The 21077-nt window shown below is 61.7% G+C and carries 20 protein-coding genes; 10 read left to right on the plus strand and 10 right to left on the minus strand.

Translation table 11 applies throughout. The features are described from left to right. Nucleotides 1-69: 69 nt before the first annotated feature. Complete coding sequence (locus PSTU_RS0104505) at nt 70-588, plus strand: glycine cleavage system protein R (protein WP_019339852.1); 519 nt, start codon at nt 70-72, stop codon at nt 586-588. 254 nt (nt 589-842) lie between these two features. Here PSTU_RS0104505 and rarD read toward each other — a convergent pair whose 3' ends face one another. Further along, a complete protein-coding gene (rarD, locus tag PSTU_RS0104510) occupies nt 843-1730 on the minus strand; it encodes an EamA family transporter RarD (RefSeq protein WP_019339853.1) in 888 nt (295 codons plus the stop codon). Nucleotides 1731-1930: 200 nt separating this feature from the next. On the opposite strand from rarD, the gene PSTU_RS0104515 reads away from it, so the two are divergent. Then, entirely contained in the window at nt 1931-2698 is a 768-nt protein-coding gene (locus PSTU_RS0104515) for an SDR family oxidoreductase (RefSeq protein WP_019339854.1), read from the plus strand. Then, nucleotides 2695-4293 carry an alpha,alpha-trehalase TreF gene (gene treF / locus PSTU_RS0104520; protein ID WP_019339855.1) on the plus strand — a complete coding sequence of 533 codons (1599 nt, stop codon included), beginning with the start codon at nt 2695-2697 and terminating at the stop codon, nt 4291-4293. The genes PSTU_RS0104515 and treF overlap by 4 nt, the downstream gene beginning before the upstream one ends. Nucleotides 4294-4474: 181 nt before the next feature. Here treF and PSTU_RS0104525 read toward each other — a convergent pair whose 3' ends face one another. The 3 genes from PSTU_RS0104525 to PSTU_RS0104535 are packed head-to-tail and all read right to left on the minus strand — an operon-like array spanning nt 4475 to nt 7110. Further along, nucleotides 4475-4975 carry an LEA type 2 family protein gene (locus tag PSTU_RS0104525; RefSeq protein WP_019339856.1) on the minus strand — a complete coding sequence of 167 codons (501 nt, stop codon included), beginning with the start codon at nt 4973-4975 and terminating at the stop codon, nt 4475-4477. Nucleotides 4976-4983: 8 nt separating this feature from the next. Continuing rightward, nucleotides 4984-5745 carry a slipin family protein gene (locus tag PSTU_RS0104530; RefSeq protein ID WP_019339857.1) on the minus strand — a complete coding sequence of 254 codons (762 nt, stop codon included), beginning with the start codon at nt 5743-5745 and terminating at the stop codon, nt 4984-4986. 3 nt (nt 5746-5748) lie between these two features. After that, complete coding sequence (locus PSTU_RS0104535; RefSeq protein ID WP_019339858.1) at nt 5749-7110, minus strand: NfeD family protein; 1362 nt, start codon at nt 7108-7110, stop codon at nt 5749-5751. Between the two features lie 229 nt (nt 7111-7339). Between PSTU_RS0104535 and PSTU_RS0104540 the strand changes: the two genes are divergently transcribed. The 7 genes from PSTU_RS0104540 to PSTU_RS0104570 all read left to right on the plus strand — a co-directional run bounded on the left by PSTU_RS0104540 (nt 7340) and on the right by PSTU_RS0104570 (nt 15272). Continuing rightward, nucleotides 7340-8173 (plus strand): MBL fold metallo-hydrolase, encoded by an 834-nt coding sequence (locus PSTU_RS0104540; protein WP_019339859.1) that lies wholly within the window; start codon nt 7340-7342, stop codon nt 8171-8173. Beyond that, complete coding sequence (locus PSTU_RS20450) at nt 8173-8388, plus strand: hypothetical protein (protein ID WP_019339860.1); 216 nt, start codon at nt 8173-8175, stop codon at nt 8386-8388. Before PSTU_RS0104540 ends, PSTU_RS20450 begins: the two co-directional genes overlap by 1 nt. 391 nt (nt 8389-8779) lie before the next feature. Next, nucleotides 8780-8938 carry a YqaE/Pmp3 family membrane protein gene (locus tag PSTU_RS21185; RefSeq protein ID WP_019339861.1) on the plus strand — a complete coding sequence of 53 codons (159 nt, stop codon included), beginning with the start codon at nt 8780-8782 and terminating at the stop codon, nt 8936-8938. A gap of 214 nt (nt 8939-9152) precedes the next feature. Continuing rightward, entirely contained in the window at nt 9153-12656 is a 3504-nt protein-coding gene (locus tag PSTU_RS0104555) for a response regulator (protein ID WP_019339862.1), read from the plus strand. A gap of 1 nt (nt 12657) precedes the next feature. Continuing rightward, nucleotides 12658-13476, plus strand: coding sequence for a CheR family methyltransferase (locus PSTU_RS0104560; RefSeq protein WP_019339863.1), 819 nt, complete (start codon nt 12658-12660; stop codon nt 13474-13476). Further along, nucleotides 13473-14072 (plus strand): chemotaxis protein CheB, encoded by a 600-nt coding sequence (locus PSTU_RS0104565; RefSeq protein WP_019339864.1) that lies wholly within the window; start codon nt 13473-13475, stop codon nt 14070-14072. The genes PSTU_RS0104560 and PSTU_RS0104565 overlap by 4 nt, the downstream gene beginning before the upstream one ends. A gap of 3 nt (nt 14073-14075) precedes the next feature. Beyond that, complete coding sequence (locus tag PSTU_RS0104570) at nt 14076-15272, plus strand: hybrid sensor histidine kinase/response regulator (RefSeq protein ID WP_019339865.1); 1197 nt, start codon at nt 14076-14078, stop codon at nt 15270-15272. Nucleotides 15273-15280: 8 nt separating this feature from the next. Here PSTU_RS0104570 and PSTU_RS0104575 read toward each other — a convergent pair whose 3' ends face one another. The 6 genes from PSTU_RS0104575 to PSTU_RS0104600 all read right to left on the minus strand — a co-directional run bounded on the left by PSTU_RS0104575 (nt 15281) and on the right by PSTU_RS0104600 (nt 20748). Continuing rightward, nucleotides 15281-15934, minus strand: a complete 654-nt coding sequence (locus PSTU_RS0104575; RefSeq protein WP_019339866.1) for an HAD family hydrolase — start codon at nt 15932-15934, stop codon at nt 15281-15283. Continuing rightward, nucleotides 15934-16935, minus strand: a complete 1002-nt coding sequence (locus tag PSTU_RS0104580; protein ID WP_019339867.1) for an ABC transporter ATP-binding protein — start codon at nt 16933-16935, stop codon at nt 15934-15936. Before PSTU_RS0104580 ends, PSTU_RS0104575 begins: the two co-directional genes overlap by 1 nt. A 129-nt stretch (nt 16936-17064) precedes the next feature. Then, entirely contained in the window at nt 17065-17865 is an 801-nt protein-coding gene (locus tag PSTU_RS0104585; protein WP_019339868.1) for an ABC transporter permease, read from the minus strand. Next, nucleotides 17852-18763 (minus strand): ABC transporter permease, encoded by a 912-nt coding sequence (locus PSTU_RS0104590; protein WP_019339869.1) that lies wholly within the window; start codon nt 18761-18763, stop codon nt 17852-17854. Before PSTU_RS0104590 ends, PSTU_RS0104585 begins: the two co-directional genes overlap by 14 nt. Beyond that, a complete protein-coding gene (locus PSTU_RS0104595; RefSeq protein ID WP_019339870.1) occupies nt 18760-19563 on the minus strand; it encodes an alkaline phosphatase family protein in 804 nt (267 codons plus the stop codon). The genes PSTU_RS0104590 and PSTU_RS0104595 overlap by 4 nt, the downstream gene beginning before the upstream one ends. A gap of 126 nt (nt 19564-19689) precedes the next feature. Then, complete coding sequence (locus tag PSTU_RS0104600; RefSeq protein ID WP_019339871.1) at nt 19690-20748, minus strand: ABC transporter substrate-binding protein; 1059 nt, start codon at nt 20746-20748, stop codon at nt 19690-19692. Nucleotides 20749-21077 lie beyond the last annotated feature (329 nt).

The following is a 21077-nucleotide window of genomic DNA, read 5'->3' on the forward strand; positions in this document are numbered from 1 at the left end:
GGTCCATAGCGTTCACGGTCCGCACGGCCCGTATCCGGCGCCGTCTACCCCCACGTCAAGGAGTCACAGATGGATCATCTCGTTCTAACCGTCATTGCAGAGGATCAGCCGGGGCTGGTCGAGCGAGTGGCCAAATGTGTCGCCGAACACGGCGGCAACTGGCTGGAGAGTCGCATGTCACGTATGGCTGGACAGTTCGCCGGCATTCTTCGTGTCGCAGTGCCCGCCCACGCGCATTCCGGCCTGATCGAGGCATTGCAGCAACTGGAGCAGCAGGGCATTCGTGTGCTGGTTGCGCACAGCGGCGCCGAACCCGAGCGCCGTTGGCAGATGATTCAGCTTCAGCTGGTGGGCAACGACCGCGCCGGGATCGTCCGTGACATCACCCAGCTGCTAGCCCGGCACGGTGTGAACCTGGAAAGCCTGGACACCGACGTGATGCCCGCGCCGATGACCAACGAATTGCTATTCCGGGCCGATGCACGGCTGGCGGTACCCACCGAGCTGTCGCTCGATCAGCTGCAGCAGCATCTGGAAACCCTGGCCGACGACCTGATGGTCGAGCTTGTGCTGCAGCCGGTGGACTGAGCGGCAGGCACCCAGCCTGTGAGAGCGGTCTTGACCGCGAAGCTTCCAATCCGCCAGCGGAGGCAGGGGGCCGCTGGACAGCACCTGAAACCAGACGACCGCATTCCGGGCCACCGCGGCGCGTCATTCGCGGTCGAGACCGCTCCCACAAAGTGAGGGCTATGCATTTACCGTGGAATGTCCCGCTCCAAAGGACATTCTTAAGCTTCAAAGCGAGGCGTTTAAAGACCTCGGGACTGATGCCGCCCGTTGCCTCAACCCGCCTTACGCATCAGTCGCCAGGCATCGTAGCTGTACACGGCAAGCCCGGCCCAGATGCAGATGAATGCCAGCTGGCGGTCCGAGGGGAAGGGCTCGTTGAAGACCCAGACCGCGAGAATCAACACCAGCGTCGGCGTTATGTATTGCAGAAACCCCAGCGTCGAGTACGGCAGATGCCGTGCTGCAGCGTTGAAGCACAGCAGTGGCAACAGGGTCACCGGCCCCGCGGCCACCAGCCAAAGGGCCTGTGGTTCGGTCCAGAGCGACCACTCGGTGCTCGGGCCGGTGCCAAAGAAAAACAGCCAGCCAAGCGCAATGGGTAGCAGCAGCCAGGTTTCCACTACCAAGCCTGGCAGGGCGGCGACCGGTGCCTGCTTGCGCAACAGGCCATAGCTGCCAAAGCTCAACGCCAGCGCAATCGACACCCAGGGAAAATCGCCGAGCGTGGCCAATTGCAGTAGAACGCCGACCGCGGCCATCGCCACGGCAACCCATTGCAACGGCCGCAGCCGTTCACGCAACACGATCAGCCCCAGCAGCACGTTGACCAGTGGGTTGATGTAGTAGCCCAGGCTCGCTTCGACCATGTGACCGTTATTCACCGCCCAGACGTAGATCAGCCAGTTGCTGGCGATCAGCACGCTGGAAATCATCAGCACGCCGATTCGTCGCGGATGGGCCAGCAACTCCTGCCACCAGCCGGGGTGCCGCCAGAGGCTCAGCACCAGCGTGCCGAACAGGGCCGACCAAATGGCGCGCTGAGTGACGATTTCCAGCGCCGCGTACTGTTCGATGGATTTGAAGTAGAGCGGAAACAGGCCCCAGATGGAAAAGGTCAACAGACCCAGCAGGTAACCCTTGCGCAAATCGACGGTGTCCATGGACGTCCTGAAAACGGGGGCGGTAGAGAGCCGGCCATTTTGCGCTCGGCGATCCGCTTTGTCTGCCGTTGAGCCTGTATTGGAGCGATGCCCGAAGCATTCGCAAACAGGCTTCGTTGAACGCGTCTGGTCACTGCCCGTCTCACCTTGGGAGGACTCAGCGGTCGCCACTGCGGCCCGACAGCCACACGAGGTGTTCGATGAAACTGCAGAACAAGGTCGCCCTGGTTACCGGCAGCTCCCAGGGCATCGGCCGCGGCATCGCCATACGCCTGGCCCAGGAGGGTGCCGATCTGGTGATCAATGGGCGACGTGATGACGAGCAGGCGCGTGAAACACTCGAGCAGGTGCGCGGCCTGGGGCATCGCGTCTGCTTCATCGCCGCGGATGTGGCGGAACCCGCCAATTGCTATCGGCTGGTCGAGCAGGCCGTCGAGCAAATGGGCCGGCTGGACATTCTGGTCAATAACGCCGGCGTGCAAAGGCACGACGCCTTCCTCGATGTGAGCGAGGCGGATTACAACCAGGTGCTGAACGTCAATCTGCGCGGCCCGTTCTTCCTGTCTCAGGCCTTTGCCCGTCACCTGTGCGACACCGGGCGAGGCGGGCGAATCATCAACAACAGCTCGGTTCACGAAGAGCTGCCCTTTCCAAACTTCAGTGCCTACTGCGCCAGCAAGGGCGGCCTCAAGATGCTGACGCGCAACCTGGCGATCGAACTGGCGCCGCTGGGGATCACGGTCAACAACGTTGCACCGGGAGCGATCGAGACGCCCATCAATCAGACCCTGATGAACCAACCGGAGAAGCTTGCCGGGCTGCTTCAGAACATACCGGCCAAACGCCTGGGGCAGCCGCACGATGTGGCGGGCGCGGTGGCCTTTCTCGCCTCGGACGATGCCGACTACGTCACCGGCACTACACTGGTGATAGATGGTGGACTGCTATGGAATTACAGCGAGCAATGACCGATACCTCTTCGAGCGCTTTCGATTACGACACCCGCGCGGTTTCGGCCGCAGACACCCTGAGTCCGGCGGACCGTTACCAGGAGCTGTTCGTTGCTGTGCAGATGCAACGTGTGTTTGCCGACAGCAAGACCTTCGTCGACTGCGCCCCGCGGCAGCATCCTGAACGCATCCTCGAAGCCTACCGGGCGCAGAACGGCCAGCCGGGTTTCGATCTGCGCGGCTTTGTGCTGGAGCATTTCGAGGTCTATCAGCGGCGACCGACCGAGTTTGTCTCCGACCCCGACAATACCCTGATTGAGCACATCGACCGACTCTGGCCCGTGCTGACCCGTCACCCGCGCCAGCACCCGGAATTTTCCTCGCTGCTGCCGCTGCCCCACGACTATGTAGTGCCGGGCGGTCGTTTTACCGAGCTGTATTACTGGGATTCCTACTTCACCATGCTCGGCCTGGATGAGAGCGGGCATTGCGAGTTGCTGCGGGCCATGGCCGACAATTTCGCCTACCTGATCGACACCTACGGCCATGTGCCCAACGGCAACCGCTCCTACTATCTAAGCCGCTCGCAGCCGCCAGTGTTCGCGTTGATGACCGACCTCTTCGAGGAGACCGGAGTGCATCCGGCCAGCGCTTACCTGCCGCAGCTGCGCAAGGAACATGCGTTCTGGACCGACGGCGACGATCAGCTGCGGCCCGGCGAAGTGCATCGACGCTGCGTCTGTCTGGCCGATGGCAGTGTGCTGAATCGTTATTGGGATGAGCGCGACACGCCACGCGAGGAGTCTTATCTCGAAGACGTCGAAACGGCGCGCTCATCCAGCCGGCCCGCACATGAGGTTTATCGCGACCTGCGCGCCGGTGCCGAGTCCGGCTGGGATTTCAGTTCGCGTTGGCTGGCGGATCCTCAGCGGCTGTCGAGCATTCGCACCACACAGATCATCCCGGTGGACCTGAACAGCTTTCTCTACAACCTCGAGCGGCAGATCGCCCGTCTCAGTCACGCCAAGGGCCAGCATGATTGCGCCGAGGCGTTCGATCGGCGCGCCGAAAAACGTCTGGCTGCGATCGATCATTACTTGTGGAGCGAGCAGCACGGTGCCTATTTCGACTACGACTGGTGCCTGGCGCAGCCGCGGGACAATCTCACCGCCGCGACCCTGACGCCGCTGTTCATCAGGCATGCCAGCGCCGAGCAGGCAGCCCGGGTGGCTGAAGTTGTCCGTGAACGGTTGCTGGCCCCCGGCGGATTGTCCACCACCGAAGCCAGCGGCACGGGTGAACAGTGGGACCGTCCGAACGGCTGGGCGCCGCTGCAATGGATGGGCATCCGTGGACTGCAACACTACGGCCACGATGCACTGGCGCTACAGATCGAAGAGCGCTGGCTGAAGATCGTTTCTTTGCTGTTTGAAAGCGAGAGCAAGCTGGTAGAGAAGTATGTGCTGCGACCCTGCACCGAGCATGCTGGCGGGGGTGAGTACCCGTTGCAGGATGGCTTCGGCTGGACCAACGGCGTGACCCGCAAACTGATGCAGGCAGACCCGACTCATGAAGCTCACCGTTGCCGCGCCGGCCACTGCCGGGTGGAGTGAGCAGGGCGGACAGCCGCGACTGTGGCGGCTCGGCAGCCCTGCCATTTGCGAGCGAGCGTTCCTACTCAACGAGATAGGATGCCTTTTGTAGGAGCGAGCTTGCTCGCGAAGCGTTGGGAGATACCGGCGGCTAACTGACCCGCTTGCAAGAGCGCGCCTGCCAGCAGCGAGCTCTGGCGATCTACCGCCGATACGGGCTCGGCAGCGCGCCGTTCAGATCAAACGTGCCCTTCTCCACGAACCGCTGCGTGCCGAACGTCCTGCCGCCCGCCAGCTTGCCTCGCAGCACATAGGGCACTTCATCCATGCCGATATGCTCAGCCAGGCCCAGCGCTTGCCGCGCGGCAGAGAATGCCGAGATGGTCATCGGCACGCTCAATACGGTCTCGCCGAAACGTGGGATGGTGCCGCTTGCGTCACTGACGCCGCTGGCCAGGTTGCGCCCGTTGATTTCCAGCTCCAGCGCTATGCCGTCGTAATCCAGTGGCCGATCGTTGGGGTTCTGCACCCGCAGTTTCACCGCCATGCGCAGCTCCAGTCCCTCGCCGGGCAGGGCCTGGATGCCGGCGACCTGCACGTTGAGTGGGTCGCGCTGAGAGAAGGCCGCGCAGGCGCCAAGCGTGAGCGTCAGCATGAACATCGTGAGCAGGCGAACAACGGATACGGCTGAGCGTTGGGACATAAGTGCGGTTACTCGGATTTCTTGGAGAGGTTGCCCATGCCTTGCAGCAGCTCCATGGGCAGCGGGAAGACGATGGTCGAGTTCTTGTCGCCAGCGATGTTGCTCAGCGTCTGCATGTAGCGCAGTTGCATGGCGCCGGGTTGGCGGCCGAGCATTTCGGCGGCCTGCATCAGTTTCTCTGATGCTTGCAGCTCGCCTTCTGCATGAATGACCTTGGCGCGCCGCTCGCGTTCCGCCTCGGCCTGCCGGGCAATGGCGCGGATCATCGATTCGTCGAGGTCCACATGCTTGATTTCGACGTTGGCGACCTTGATCCCCCAGGCATCGGTCTGCGCGTCGAGCACCTGCTGGATGTCGTTGTTGAGCTGCTCACGCTCGGCCAGCATGTCGTCCAGATCATGCTTGCCCAGCACTGCGCGCAACGTAGTCTGCGCCAACTGGCTGGTAGCCGAGTGGTAATCCTCGACCTGAATGATCGCTTTTTCGGCATCCAGCACGCGGTAATACACCACCGCGTTGACCTTCACCGAGACGTTGTCGCGCGAGATTACGTCCTGGGTCGGTACGTCCAGCACCAGGGTGCGCAGATCGACCCGGACCATTTGTTGAATACCAGGAATGATCATGATCAGTCCCGGCCCTTTCACCTTCCAGAAGCGGCCCAGCTGAAACACCACGCCACGCTCGTATTCGCGCAGGATGCGGAAGGTGGATGCCAACAGTGCGATCACCAGCACCGCAACGGCGATAAAACTCATTTCAAGCCCCATGTTTCACCTCTTCTCGGTTGACGGCCCGTTGGCCGCAATCACATCCAGTTGCAAGCCATGCCGTGCCACCACGCGAACCTGCTGGCCCACCTGCAGCGGCGCCGTTCCCCTCACTTGCCAGTGCTCGCCGTGCAGCTGCACCCAGCCATTGCCGGGACGATCGGCCTCGACACTGGTGATTCGGGTCAGCGTACCGATCAGCTCGCCATCACCGGTGACCACGGGCTGCCGCCGGGCTTTGAGCGCCATGCTGACGATGGCAAAGACAAGCAGTGCGCTGATGACTCCAAGGGTGCCGATCAGCGCCAATGGAATGCCGAAGCCTGGCACCTCCGTGTCGATCAGGATCACCGAACCGGCGACAAAAGCAGCAACGCCGCCCAGGCCTACCACGCCGAAGCTGGGGACGAAGGCTTCGGCGACCATGAACGCAAGGCCCAGGAGAATCAGGGCGACCCCGGCATAGTTGATTGGCAGCAGTTGCAGCGAAAATAACGCCAGCAGCAGACAGATACCGCCAATGACGCCGCCGGCGCCGGTGCCCGGGTTGGAAAACTCGAAGACCAGTCCGTAGATGCCGATCATCATCAGGATCAGCGCAACGCTGGGGTTGGTAATCACCGCCAGCAGACGGACTCGCCAGTCCGGGTCATGGCGCTCGACCGTGGCGCCAGCTGTCCTCAATGTCTGCGGGCCAGTGGCGGTCTGGATGGTTTGCCCGTCGAGCTGGGTCAGCAGGTCATCGAGGTCGTCAGCCAGGTAGTCGACTACGTTCAGCTCCAATGCCTCGGTTGCCGACAGGCTGACCGCCTCGCGCACGGCCCGTTCGGCCCATTCGGCATTGCGCTCGCGCAGTTGCGCCAGGCCGCGGATATAAGCGGCTGCATCGTTCACCTGCTTGCGGCTCAAGGCGTCGCCGCTCTTTTCCTCTTTCTCGGCGTCCGGTGAAGGCGCCGGTGGGCCGCCACCGCTGCCACCGATCTGCACCGGAGTCGCGGCGCCGAGGTTGGTGCCGGGCGTCATTGCGGCGATGTGACTGGCGTAGAGCATGTAAGTACCAGCGCTGGCCGCCCGCGAACCGCTGGGGGTGACATAGGTGGCAATCGGCACCGGGCTTGCGAGCATCTCCTTGATGATGCCGCGCATCGAAATGTCCAGCCCGCCGGGTGTGTCCAGTTCCAGCACCAGCAGCTGGGCCTCTGCGTCCTGGGCTCGCTGGATTCCCCGAATCACATAGTCGGCGCTGGCCGGGCCGATGACCCCATCGACACGCAGCACCGTGATTGGGCCAGCTCCATGGCTGGCGCCTGGGAAGGCCAGCAACAGCATCAGCCAGAGGAGGCGTTGGGCGACGTAACGGCACATCGAACGTGACCTCGCGTTTCGGCCGGGAGGGATTGCGACAGTTCTAGGAGGATAGTTCAGCTAGACGGAGGTTCCCTGCGACCAGGGTGGTCATTGACTCAAGTCATCAGTGAGGCCCTGCGTGTCTGAACTCTGCCACGCTGCTCGGCCTCACACTGATACGAGACAGAATTTCCAGGACGACAACACAGCCTGGTTGATGGCGTCCTCCCGGCCCTGAGGAGTTTGTATGCGCGTTCATCATCTCAACTGCGGGTGCATGTGTCCGGTGGGGGGCAAGCTGTTCGACGGCTTCAGCTCCGGACTTACCGCGAGTCTGGTGTGTCACTGTCTTCTGATCGAGACCGACACGCACGGGTTGGTGCTGGTGGATACCGGCTTCGGCAGCTGTGATGTGCTGGAGCCGCGCAAGCGCCTCAGCAGCTTCTTCATCACGGTCAACAATATCCAGTTCGAGCGGCGCTTCACGGCGTTGGAGCAGGTGCAGCAATTGGGCTTCAGCCCGCAGGACGTGCAACACATCGTGTTGACGCATCTGGATTTCGACCACGCCGGTGGGCTAGTAGATTTTCCGAGCGCACAGGTTCACGTTCTGCAGCGGGAGATGGACGCGGCGCGCACGACCCACAGTTTTCTCAGCGATCGTCGGTATCGTCACCAGCAATGGGACGACGTCCGTAACTGGCAGTTCTACGAACCGGGCGGCGACACCTGGTTCGGCTTCCAGGCGGTGCGTGAGCTGCGTGGCCTGCCACCGGAAATCATGCTTATCCCGCTGACGGGGCACACTCACGGACACGCGGGAGTCGCATTGCAGACGGATAGTGGCTGGCTGTTGCACGCCGGTGACGCATACTTTTATCGAGACGAAGTTGGCCAGGCCGAGCGTCACTGCACGCCGGGGCTGCGTTTGTACCAGCGGATGATGGAAGTGGATCGACCGGCTCGCCTGGCCAATCAACATCGTTTGTGGACTCTATCGCTGGAACACAAAGATGAGGTGACGCTTTTTTGCAGTCATGATGCCAAGGAGCTGGAGCGCATGCGGGCGAGGACGGTTTGATGAGGCAACCAGACGATGATCGCGTTGGCGGCGCGGTACGCACCATGATGGGCTATGTAAGGTGGATCGGCTTCGTAGCCTGTTCGCTCGCGGCACTAGGGTATGCAGCGATCGGTAACTACAATATGACCGGGCTGATGCTGGCATTGGCCGTGCTGTCATGGCTCAACATCCGGCGCAAGCGCAACAAATCCGAACCGCCTACGGGTTACTAGCGGCGCAGAACCCGACGGCTGACTGTCATGTTCGACCATCCGCTTATGGCGACGGGCTGGGCGTATCTGCGATAGTCGGCGGGCTGAAGCGATACCTGCTCGGCGTTGCACGCGGCTCACAAGGCCGGCGGCATCAACGCATTCAGCTGACCGCATTCCAAGGCCAGCCGCGTTCTCTCCCTCTTGCGCCCGTCGGGTGCCCCAGGCGACTCAAACGGTCGCTACCGGATGCTAGAAATCGCTGCCTTTCCCGGTTGCGGTTGCTCCATCGAAACGCCCCGGCGCGCGGTCTACAGGCGCGCCGATTGCCGCAGGAAAAGGAACCCCTTTGCGCCTACCCGGTCGATTCACAGTAGACCGATTGGCTAATCCAGACCTAAGGGGAACCACAATGGACCTGATCCGCATCATCGTCGCGATATTGCTGCCACCGCTGGGGGTGTTCCTGCAAGTGGGCCTTGGGGGCGCCTTCTGGTTGAATATCCTGCTGACCCTGCTGGGCTATATCCCGGGGATCATCCATGCGGTCTGGATCATCGCCCGTCGCTGACCTACGGCTGTAGCGACTGAAGCCTGGCCATTCGGCCGGGCTTTTTTGTGCTTGCAAGCGAGGCGGTGTAAAGTCCTCGGTCGACTTGCATGCGTGACGCCTCCATTTCACGCGAAAGACCTTGAACGTGCCGGGATCGACGCATTGCAACGCCATACGTCGCTTTTCGCGCTGATGTGGGTGGCTGCCACGTGCTCCCCGTAAAGGAACCCAGATGGGCGATTCATTCATCGATCAGAATCATTTCAAGCGCATCCTCAACCGCAACGTGGCAGTACCGCTCGGTTTTGGCTTTCTAAGTGCGTTCTTCTTCAGCACCATCGTCTATTTTCTGCTCAACGTCAGCCACTGGGTCGAGCGCTCCGTGGAGGGTGTTGCATACGCTCACGACATGCTGAAGGTGATGGGTGAGCTGGAAGCCTCGATGCGTGGCTACCTCATCGCGGGAGAAGAGGTTTTTCTCGAACCCTATCGCCGCGCATTGCCGGTTTACGACCGCCATCTGGAGCGGATCGAGCAGTACGCAGGCGATGACCCGGTACAGCTGAATCGGGTCGAGCGCGTGGCTCAGTTACACGATCTGTGGGTGGCCTTTGCCGAGGTGGCGATTGCGCGCCGGGCCCGCAACGAGCCGATCACGGAGTACGTGCGCAGCAAAGAAGGACTGGAGCTCAAGGAGGAGCAGCGTCGGCTGCTCGACGAGTTCATCGCCTACGAAAGGCAAGTCCGCGCCGAACGTACCGACACGACCGAAACGATCACCACCGCGCTAATCGGCGGTTTTTTGCTGTTCAGCCTGATCTTCAGCGGCCTGCTGGTTTATTTCGGGCGGCGCGACCTGATCAGTTTGTCGGACAGCTACTCGGAATCGCTTGAGCGGCAACAGGCGCATGCTGCCGCACTGGAAAAGCAGGCCTGGTACCGAACCGGCCAGACCCAGCTCAGCGAATCGATGATCGGCGAGCAGGCGTTGCCGACCTTGGGCCAAAGCGTGCTTGGCTTCCTCGGGCGCTACCTCGGCATGAGCGTTGGCGCGCTCTATGTTACCCAGGACGGCAAACTGCAGCGCGTCGCGGAATTCGGCTGGGATCGGGATCGCTTGCAAGCGGGTCGCGCGTTGGAACTTGGCGAGGGGCTGGTGGGCCAGGTGGCCCTGGAGCGCCGCCCGATGTCGCTCGACAATGTGCCGCAGGGTTACCTGAACGTCAGTTCGGCGCTGGGTAGCGCTGACGCTGCGTCGGTACTGATCTTCCCGGTGGAAGACAGCGGCCTGGTCAACGCCGTGCTTGAAATCGGCTTCCTGCGGCCCTTGCTTGATGAAGACAGCGAGTTGCTGCGGCGGGTTAGCGAGAACATCGGCTCGGCCATCGAAGCCGCGCGCTACCGCCAGCGTCTGCAGCGCATGCTCGCTGAAACCCAGCAGCTCAACGAGGAGCTGCAGGTGCAGCAGGAAGAGCTGCGCGCGGCCAACGAGGAGCTCGAAGAGCAGTCAAACGCCTTGCGTGAGTCGCAGGCGCACATGGAAGAGCAGCAGGCCGAACTGGAGCAGACCAACGAGCAGCTCGCCGAACAGACCCAGGCGCTGGCGCTGCAGCGTGACGAAACGGACCTGAAAAACCATCGCCTGCATGAGGTGCAGCTGATGCTCGAAGAGCGCGCCGATGAGTTGCAGCGTGCCAGTCGTTATAAATCGGAATTCCTCGCCAACATGTCCCACGAGCTGCGCACGCCGCTGAACAGCTCGCTGATTCTCGCCAAATTGCTGGCAGATAATCCCAACGGCAATCTGAAGGAAGACCAAGTGCAGTTCGCACGCTCGATCTACTCGGCGGGCAACGATTTGCTCAACCTGATCAACGACATCTTGGATATATCCAAGGTCGAAGCCGGCAAGCTGGATGTCCATCCCGAGCTGCTAGTCCTCACGCGATTGGTTGATGGGCTGAAGAGCCTGTTTCTCGCTCAGTCACTGGAAAAGACCCTGCAGTTCGACATTCAAGTCGACGAAAACGTGCCATCCAGCCTCTATACCGACCGCCAACGGCTGGAGCAGATTCTCAAGAACCTGCTGTCCAATGCCTTCAAATTCACCGAGAAAGGCTCGGTAGAACTTCGGGTCACGCGCCGCGACGACCAGCAGATCGCCTTTGCCGTGCGTGATTCGGGAATCGGTATCCCCGCCGATCAGCAGGAGGTTATCTTCGAAGCCTTCCGTCAGGCCGACGGCACCACCAACCGGCGTTATGGCGGCACCGGGCTGGGCTTGTCCATTTCCCGCGAACTGGCCCAGCTGCTCGGCGGCACTATCGAGGTCAGTAGCGAGCCGGGGGCCGGTAGTGTGTTCACCTTGATCGTTCCGGAGAACTACAGTGCCCCGGTGGCCGAGCAGGAGCCCGAGCCTTTACCTGCGGCGATCAATATCCAGGCAGCGCCTGTACCTGTGGCGACTCCGACTGCTGCAACGCCGCGACCGGTGCTGGAGCAAAGCCAAGGCGTGGCGACCGTGGCGGACGACCGCGAGCGCTTCCCGTTCGAGCGTTCGGTACTGGTGATCGAGGACGAGCCGCAGTTTGCCGGCATTCTTCGCGACCTAGCCCACGAACTGAAATACAGCTGCCTGATCGCGCAGAACGCCGACCACGGCTTCGACACCGCGGTGCAATACCGACCCGATGCGATCCTGCTGGACATGCGCTTGCCGGATCACTCCGGGCTGACCGTGCTTGAACGACTCAAGGAAAACCCCATCACCCGACACATCCCGGTGCACATCGTCTCGGTGGAGGATCGTAAGGAAGCCGCGATGCAAATGGGCGCCATCGGCTACGCGACCAAACCGACGACCCGCGAAGACCTAAAGGCCGTATTCGGCCGCTTCGAGGCGAAGTTGGCGCAGAAGGTCAAACGTATCTTGCTGGTTGAAGACGACGCCCGTCAGCGCGAAAGCGTGTCGCGCCTGATCGAAGACATCGATATCGAAATCACCGCGGTGGAGTTCGGCGAGCAGGCCCTCGAGCTGCTCCGTACCACGGTTTTCGACTGCATGATCATCGACCTCAAACTGCCCGACATGGACGGCCATGAACTGCTCGAACGCATGGCGCGTGAAGATATCTGCTCGTTCCCGCCGGTCATCGTCTATACCGGGCGCAACCTGACCCGCGACGAAGAAGCGGCACTGATGAAATATTCGCGCTCGATCATCATTAAGGGCGCCCGGTCGCCGGAGCGATTGCTCGATGAGGTCACGCTGTTCCTGCACAAGGTGGAGTCGGACATGCCGCCGGAGCGGCAGAAGATGCTCAAAAGCGTGCGCAGCCGGGAAAAGGCCTTCGAAGGCCGCAAGATCCTGGTGGTCGACGACGACGTGCGCAACGTTTTCGCGCTCACCAGTGCATTGGAGCAGAAGGGCGCGCTGATCGAGATCGCCCGCAATGGTCACGAGGCAATCGCCCAGCTGCAGAGTGTCGACGATATCGACCTGGTGCTGATGGACATCATGATGCCGGAGATGGATGGCTTCACCGCCATGCAAGAGATCCGCAAGGACCCACGCCTTGCCAAGCTGCCAATCATCGCCGTGACTGCAAAGGCGATGAAGGATGACCAGGATCGTTGCCTGCGCGCCGGGGCCAACGACTACCTGGCCAAGCCCATCGATCTGGATCGACTGTTCTCGCTGATCCGTGTTTGGTTGCCGAAGGTGGAGCTGCTCTGACATGCCGGACCGCAACCAGGCCATCGAGCTGAAGCTGCTGATCGAAGCGATCTACCTGCGCTACAGCTACGATTTCCGCGACTATTCCGGTGCTTCGCTCAAGCGCCGGGTGCTGCTGGCGTTGAAGCAGATGCGCTGCGAGAACATTTCGCAGCTTCAGCGGCGGATTCTCTATGACCCGCAGGCGTTCATGGAGCTGCTGCAGTTCCTCACCATCCCGGTGAGCGAAATGTTCCGTGACCCCAGCTATTACCTGGCCTTGCGTGAGCAGGTGATTCCGGTACTGCGCACGTACCCGTCGCTGAAAATCTGGATTGCCGGTTGCAGCACGGGCGAAGAGGTCTACTCGATGGCTATCCTGCTCAAGGAAGAAGGGCTGCTCGACCGTACAATCTTGTACGCAACAGACATCAACCCAAGGTCGCTCGAGCGTGCGCGTCAGGGCATCTTCAACATCGATAACATGCGCCAGTACACCGATAACTACCAATGTGCCGGTGGCAAGCACAGCTTGAGCGATTACTATACGGCCGCCTACGACTCGGCAATCATGGATAAGTCCTTGAAAGAGAACGTAACGTTCGCCGATCACAGCTTGGCGACCGATAGCGTATTCGCCGAAACGCAGTTGATTTCCTGCCGCAACGTGCTGATCTATTTCAACAAGCCGCTGCAAGATCGGGCCTTTGGCCTGTTTCTCGATTCGCTTTGTTATCGCGGCTTTCTCGGCCTCGGCAGCAAGGAAACCCTCGAGTTTTCCGGCTATGCCGAGCGGTTCGAAGCCTTCAACAAGCAGGAAAGGATTTTCCGCAAGCTATGAACGCGCCTGCCGAAGCCTCAACCAAGCTGCCCGCCCGGCCTGTGGATGCCGTGGTGATCGGCGCGTCGGCTGGCGGGTTGGCCGCGCTCAGTGCGCTGGTTTCGGGGTTGCCGCCTACGTTCCGCTTGCCGCTGCTGATGGTTCAGCATGTGCCCCCGAAAGGGCAGACCCAGCTGGTAGAGATCTTCCAGCGCAAGACCGATCTGGCTGTGAAGGAAGCGCGCGACAAGGAGCCGGTGCACGGCGGCACGCTCTACTTCGCAGCGCCGGGCTATCACCTGCTGGTCGAGGCGGACATGACGCTGTCGCTCAGCCAGGATGACGCGATGCATTTTTCGAGACCATCGATCGATGTGCTCTTCGAGTCAGCGGCCGATGTCTGGGGCGACCGGGTCGCCGGCATCCTCCTGACCGGAGCCAACGAGGACGGCGCCGCCGGTCTCGAGTCGATCAAGCAGGCCGGCGGCCTCACAATCGTTCAGGAGCCCGGCGAAGCCGAGGTGCCGACGATGCCACTTGCTGCACTCCAGCGCTTCGCGCCGGATTACATTTTGCCCTTACGCGATATTCATCGATTGTTGCGTGATCTGGAGTGACCGATGCCCAACCAAACCGATGAAGCGAACCTGCTGATCGTCGATGATCTGCCGGAAAACCTGCTGGCGCTGGACGCTCTGCTGAAGGGGCCGGGCATCCGCGTGCATCAGGCCGAATCGGCCGAACATGCGCTTGAGTTACTGCTTCGTCACGAGTTTGCGCTGGCCATACTCGATGTGCAGATGCCGGGCATGGATGGCTTCCAGCTGGCCGAGTTGATGCGCGGCACCGAGCGCACCAAGCAGATCCCGATCGTCTTTGTCAGCGCCGCCGGGCGCGAGCTCGACTATGCCTTCAAGGGCTACGAAAGCGGTGCCGTCGACTTCATGCAAAAGCCGCTGGACACCCATGCGGTGCGCAGCAAGGTCAGCGTGTTCGTTGACCTGTATCGCAACCGCAAGCGCCTGGCCCGTCAGCTGGAAGAGCTGGAGCGCAGCCGCCGCGAACAGGAGGTGTTGCTCAACGAGCTGCGCAGCACCAAGGCCGAGCTGGAGAATGCCGTGCGCATGCGCGACGACTTCATGTCGATCGTCTCCCATGAGCTGAAGACGCCACTCAATACGCTCATCCTGGAAGTACAGTTACGCAAGTTGCAGCTCGGTCGCGAGAACGTCGCGGCAATTAGCCCGGACAGGCTACGGCAGATGGTCGACAAGGATGAGCGGCAAATCCAGAGCCTGATTCGCCTGATCGACGACATGCTCGACGTGTCGCGGATTCGCACCGGCAAGCTGTCAATTCGGCCGAGGCAGGCGGATCTGGGAAAGCTCGTAGCCAGCGTGGTGGAAAATTTTGCCCCGCAGATGGAGGTGAGTGGCTGCACGCTGCTGTTCCAGCGCCCCGAACCGATCATTGGTTGCTGGGATGAATTTCGTATCGAGCAGGTGCTGGCAAACCTGCTGACCAACGCCATGCGCTATGGCGCGGGTAATCCGGTGCAAGTCAGCGTGACGCGTCAGGACGACGCGGCCTGCATCGAGGTGCGCGATCAAGGGATCGGGATCAGCGCGAAAAGCCTGGAGCGCATTTTCTGCCAGTTCGAGCGTGCCGAAGGCAGCGAAAGCAGCGCTGGGCTTGGCCTGGGATTGTTCATAGCAGAGCAGATCGTCAAAGCGCATAAAGGCCAGATTCAAGTCGAAAGTGAAGAAGGCAGAGGGGCGCTGTTCAGGGTTCTGCTGCCATTGAACACCGAGGCTTGAGGTTCGCGTCAGGTCCAGGCCAGCAGCGGCCACCCCCGGGCCTCGGCCTGCTCACGCAACAGCGGATCGGGGTTGACCACGTGCGGATGCGCCACCTGTTCGAGCAGCGGCAGGTCGTTGATCGAGTCGGAGTAGAAGTGCGCGCCGTCCAGCGACTCGCCTGCCGCTTCGGCCCACTCGCGTAACCGCGTCACCTTGCCGTCACGGTAGGTCAGCACGCCACGGGTGTTGCCGCTGTAGAAGCCGTGCTGCTCTTCCAGCTGAATGGCCAAAACCTCGTTGATTCCGAGCCGCTCGGCAACCGCGCCGACGAGAAACTCCGCCGACGCGGAAATCACTAGAATGCGGTCGCCGGCTTTGCGATGTTCGGCGATATGGCGCATGGCGTCGCTGTAGATCAGCGGCTCGATCACGTCCTCGACGAAGGGGCCGACGATGTGGTCGACCTCTTCGGCCGTGCGGCCGACCAGCGGCGCCAGGCTGAACGTCATGTAGTCCTCCATCGCCAGCCGGCCGAAGGCGTACTCGGCCATCAGCTCGGCATCCTTGCGCAGGAAGGATTCGCCATCCACCCAGCCGATCTTGGCCATTTCATGAGCCCAGAGACTGGCGCAGTCGCCGTCGATCAGGGTTTCGTCCAGGTCGAAAATTGCCAGGGCCATCAAGCCACCTCGTGAATTGCGCAAGCGTCGATGGTAAGGCTTACCAGGCGACCCTGGGGATAGAGATCGGCCGAGGAGCGGTTGAGCACGTCGACCAAGAGTTCGACGTTGCGCGCTTCGACGCGGTAACGGATCACATTGCCGAGCAGGCTATGGCTTTTGATCACGGCAGCAATGCCGGTGTTGCCTTCGGTTGTGTTGAGCAAGGCGATGGCTTCAGGCCGAATCGCCACCTGTGCATTGACCGGGCGTTGCAGCAGGCGGGTGGCGACTTCGGCGGACAGCAGGTTGTAGTTGCCGATGAAACCGGCGGCGAAGGCGTCCACCGGTGCGGTGTAGAGGGTTTCGGCATCGGCGCTCTGGACGATGCGGCCGGCATTCATCAGCAGGATGCGGTCGGAAAGCGTCAGCGCCTCTTCCTGGTCATGGGTGACGAAAATGGTCGTCAATCCCAGCTCCTGCTGGATCGTGCGGATCTGTTCGCGAAGGTGCTTGCGGATGCGGGCGTCCAGCGCCGATAGCGGCTCATCGAGCAACAGCAGGCGAGGGCGAGTGACCAACGAGCGCGCCAGAGCGACACGCTGACATTGGCCGCCTGAGAGTTGGCTGGGGTAGCGCCGCGCGAAGTCGTTGAGCTCGACCATCTCCAGCACCTCGGCGACCCGTCGCGCGCTTTCGTCCTGGGCGATTTTCTGCATGCGCAGGCCGAAGGTGACGTTCTGCTCGACCGTCATATTGGGGAACAGCGCGTAGCTCTGGAATACCATGCCGATCTGGCGCTTCTGCGGTGCGACTGGCACCAGATCGTCGCCATCCAGCACGATCTGCCCGCCGTCTACCTCAGTCAGCCCGGCGATGCAGCGCAGCAGGGTGGATTTGCCGCAACCGGACGGGCCGAGCAGGGTGATCAGCTCACCCTTGGCGATCTCGCAGTGGATGTCGCTGAAGACCTGGGTTTCACCAAAGGACTTGTGCAGGTTGCGAATGGAAAAGTAGCTCATGAGGGTTCCTGTCTCGAATTGCCGCTGCGGTGGCATGGATCGGTTTGAAGAAGCTCGGCCTGGCGAGACACGCACGTCAGGCTCGGCCGCACAGTCTTACCAAACGGCCTTACCAAACGACCCACGCGCTTAGGCTGTACGCTCTCGATTCAACCGGGTCGCTGCCCAGGTAAACACCAGTACGAAGAAGAAGTAGGAGATCACCAGCGCGCTATTGAAGTGACCGCTGCTGTTTTTCATGTTGTTCAGGTAAACCTGCAGGGTCTCGTAGCGCGTGCCCACCAGCAGATTGGCGAAGACGAACTCGCCGAACAGAAAGGAGAACGACAGGAACAGCGACACCATCAGGCCCTTGCGCAGGTTCGGTAGCACCACCAGCAATGCTGCCTTCCAGGTACTGGCGCCGAGCAGGTGGGCGGCGTCCATCAGGTCGCGCAGGTTGATCGCCTGCAGGTTGTTGCTGATCGCGCGGTACATGAAGGGCAGGGCGATGGTGAAGTAGGCGCCAATCAGTATCCACGGCGTACCGACCATCGCCAGCGGCCCGGAGCCGTACAGCTGCAGCAGCCCGACCGAGGACACCACCGGCGGCACCGCGAAGGGCAGCAGGATCAGGATGTTCATCAGGCCGTCGAGTTTCGGAAAGTGGTAATGCACCACGAACAGCAGCGGCAGGATCAGCACCACTGCCAGGGCCAGCGCACCGAAGCAGACCAGCAGGGACTGACCGAAGGCACGCAGGAAGCGCTCGTCGCTCCACAGCTGCAGATACCAGTCGAGGGTCAATCCGTCCGGAAGAATCGTGGCCGACCAGCTGTTGGCGATCGAGTAGAGAAAGGTCGCTGCCAATGGCAGCAGCAGGATCAGGAACAGCAGCCACACCACGATGCGGTGGTAGCGCTGGCCGCGCCGGGCTTCAACGGCTCGCATGGTAGCTCCTCTTCAGCAGCAGCTGATGCGCCACGGTAATCACCGCCATCAGCCCGACCAGCACCATCGCCAGCGCACTGGCCATGTGCGGATCCAGCGAGATATCCCCGGAAATCATCGCCGCGATGCGGATCGGCAGGACGTTGAAGTTGCCCGTGGTGAGGTAATAGACGGTGGCATAGGCGCCCAGCGCGTTGGCCAGCAGGATGACGAAGGTGCCAAGCAGTGCAGGCGTCAGCACCGGCAGGCCGATGTAGCGCCAGTAGCTCCAGATTCCCGCGCCCAGCAAGGACGCCGACTCGCGCCAGTCTTCGCGCAGCGCGTCGAACGCGGGATAGAGCAGCAACACGCCCAGCGGAATCTGGAAATAGGTGTAGAGCACGATCAGGCCGGTCTTGGAGTAGAGGTTGAAGTCCTCGATGATCCCGGCCTGCTTGAGCAGGATGGTTAGCGCCCCGTTGAAGCCGAGCAGGATGACGAACGCAAAGGCCAACGGCACACCCGCGAAATTGCTGGTCATGTTGGAAAAGGCCATGACGAAATCGCGCAGCTTCGAGTCGACCTGACGCAACGAGTAACTCCCCAGAATCGCGATGACGATCCCGAACAGGCTCGACCAGAAGGCGATCTGCAGGCTGTGCTTGATCGCTTGCAGGTAGAACTTCGAGCCGAAGATCTTCTGGAAATTGGCCAGTCCCCAGCCCTCGGGCGTGTTCAGGCTGTTGACCGTCACCCACAGCAGCGGGGCGATCTGGAAGGCGAAGAAGAACAGCGCGAAGGGCAGCAGGCAGAGCAGCGCCAGCTGTTTGCCACGAGCGGGTCTGCGACCCACCGCGGCTGGAGCGGCATGGTCGCGTATGGCCGCGGTCTTGAGGTTGTTCTCGAGCGGCGCGGTCATTTCAGCAGCTCCCGGCACGCGGGCTTGTCATGCGCTACGCCAAGCAGCTCGCACAGCGTGCCGCACAGCTCGGTCTGTTTTGGGCGCGCCGATAGATCGAGACTGAACGCCGAGCCCAGCGCAAACAACGGCACCTCGCGCTCCTCCGGCAGCAGGCCATTGTGGGAGCGATCGTTGTTCATCCCGTGGTCGGCCGTCACCAACACCTGATAGCCGTCATCCAGCCAACGCTGCAGGTACTCCGCCAGCAGAATGTCCGCGCGGCGTGCCGCGTTGCGGTACTGAGACGAATCCAGGCCGTGCTTGTGGCCGGCGTCGTCGATGTTCATCGGGTGCACCAGCAGGAGGTCGGGGCGATGCCGCAGCCGCAAACTTTCCGCATCGGCTAACAGGTGGGAATCGGGGTAATGGTCTTCGTAGTAGAAATGCCCGTGCTGGATCGGCAGCTCGGGGGTCTCGCTGTGGCGGTCGCGTGCGGCGTGAAACGGCGCGCGGTTATAGAGCTCACTGACCCAGTGATAGGCCGCGGCTGCAGTGCTCAAACCTGCATCACGTGCGTAATGGAAGATGCTGCGCTCGGTCGACAGCCGCACCACATCGTTATGCACGATGCCGCTCTCGATGGGGGGCACGCCAGTGAGGATGCACTCGTACAACGGCCGGGACAGGGCCGGCAGTTCGCACTGCAGCCGGTACAAGGCGCCGCGCCCGGCCATGCAATAGGCCTGAAGGTGCCCGAGTGCATGCTCGGCCACCTCGTAGCTGAGACCGTCAAGGATGACGAGGATGGCTTTGCGCATGCTTGCGTTTCCTGCCGGTTGCCTGCCGTAGAGAGGGCGCTTTCGGGTCATTGCTCGCGAGTGCCGCTTTTCGAGCGCATTCGCGAGCTGACCTGTTCCTTGGTGCCGGTGACTTCCCGCCTCCGGTCATTCCATCTCGATGATCACGTTTTCCTGCCACTGCTGCGGCAGGGCCTTGGAGGTGGCTTCCCAGGCTTCGGCGTTCTTGATGGGCCGGACCTTGGCGTACTGCTCGTTGGGCAGCAGTTTCGCCTGCACCTCGGCCGGCAGGGTCAGGTGCTCGGCGCGAATCGGCCTTGCGTTGCCCTTGGCGAGGTTGATTTGCCCGGCATCGGACAGGATGTACTCACGCGCCAGCTTGGCGGCGTTGGGGTGCTTGGCCCACTTGTTGATGATGGTCGTGTAGCCGGAAATTACCGAGCCATCGGAGGGAATCAGCACTTCGAAGCGGCTCGGGTCGATCTGGTCGCGGTAGGACAGGCCGTTGAAGTCCCAAACCACACCGACTTCCACTTCGCCGCGCTCCAGCGTCTGGATGGTGGGGTTCGACAGCGACAGGCGGCCCTGTTTGGCGATCTCGGCGAAATAATCCAGTCCCGGCTGGATGTTCGTCTCGTCACCACCGTTAGCGATGGCGGCTGCCAGCACACCGTTCACGGCCTGGGCGGCGGCGCTGACGTCACCGATGGCGACCTTGTACGTGCCGTTCTTGAGCTCGGCCCAGGACGTCGGCGCCTCCTTGACCAGCTGCTTGTTAACGATAAAGGCAATGGAGCCGGTGTAGGCCAGCAGCCAGTGGCCGTCCTTGTCCTTGGCCCAGTCGGGGACTTGGTCCCAGGTGCTCGGCTTGTAGGCTTGGGTGACGCCTTGCTGAACAGCGATCGGCCCGAATGCGGCACCGACGTCGCCGATGTCGGCCGTGGCGTTATCCTTTTCCGCAGCGAACTTAGCGATCTCCTGGGCCGAGCTCATGTCGGTATCCATGTGCTTGAGGCCGTATTTGTTCTGCAGATCCTGCCAGGTGTCCTTCCAGTTGGCCCAGCTGTCCGGCATGCCGACGCTGTTGACCTCACCTTCCGCGCGTGCCGCCTCTTCGAGGCTTTTCAGGTCCGTTTGTGCAGCGTTCGCCGAGGTCGCCAGCGCGATCGCCGATCCCAGCAGTGAAGCCAGCAGCAGTCGTTTCATCAGAAGCTCCTTTCGCAGGTCAAGTTGGTCTAGTTCAGCAAGACTGAAGCCAATCTAGGGGGCGCAAATGACATTTTGATGTCGATGCCTCCGCCGTCGCCTCCCATGGGCGACACTGCGACAGGAGCGCCGTAGCAAGCCTAGCTCAGGCTGAGCGCCTTGCCTGGCGCCGTTTCCATTACTTTCACCGATGCGCTCGAACGGGCTTAAACAACCGCTGCGTGGGTGCCATGCGCGACGATGTCACGCGCTGGTCATTTAGCTTGCTTAACTTCAACAGCCTGTTTGCGGTGGGAAATGACAGGAGCAAGTGCTCCGTTCTGGTGCTG

It is taken from the genome of Stutzerimonas stutzeri SDM-LAC, assembly GCF_000235745.1.
Taxonomy (GTDB): domain Bacteria; phylum Pseudomonadota; class Gammaproteobacteria; order Pseudomonadales; family Pseudomonadaceae; genus Stutzerimonas; species Stutzerimonas stutzeri_H.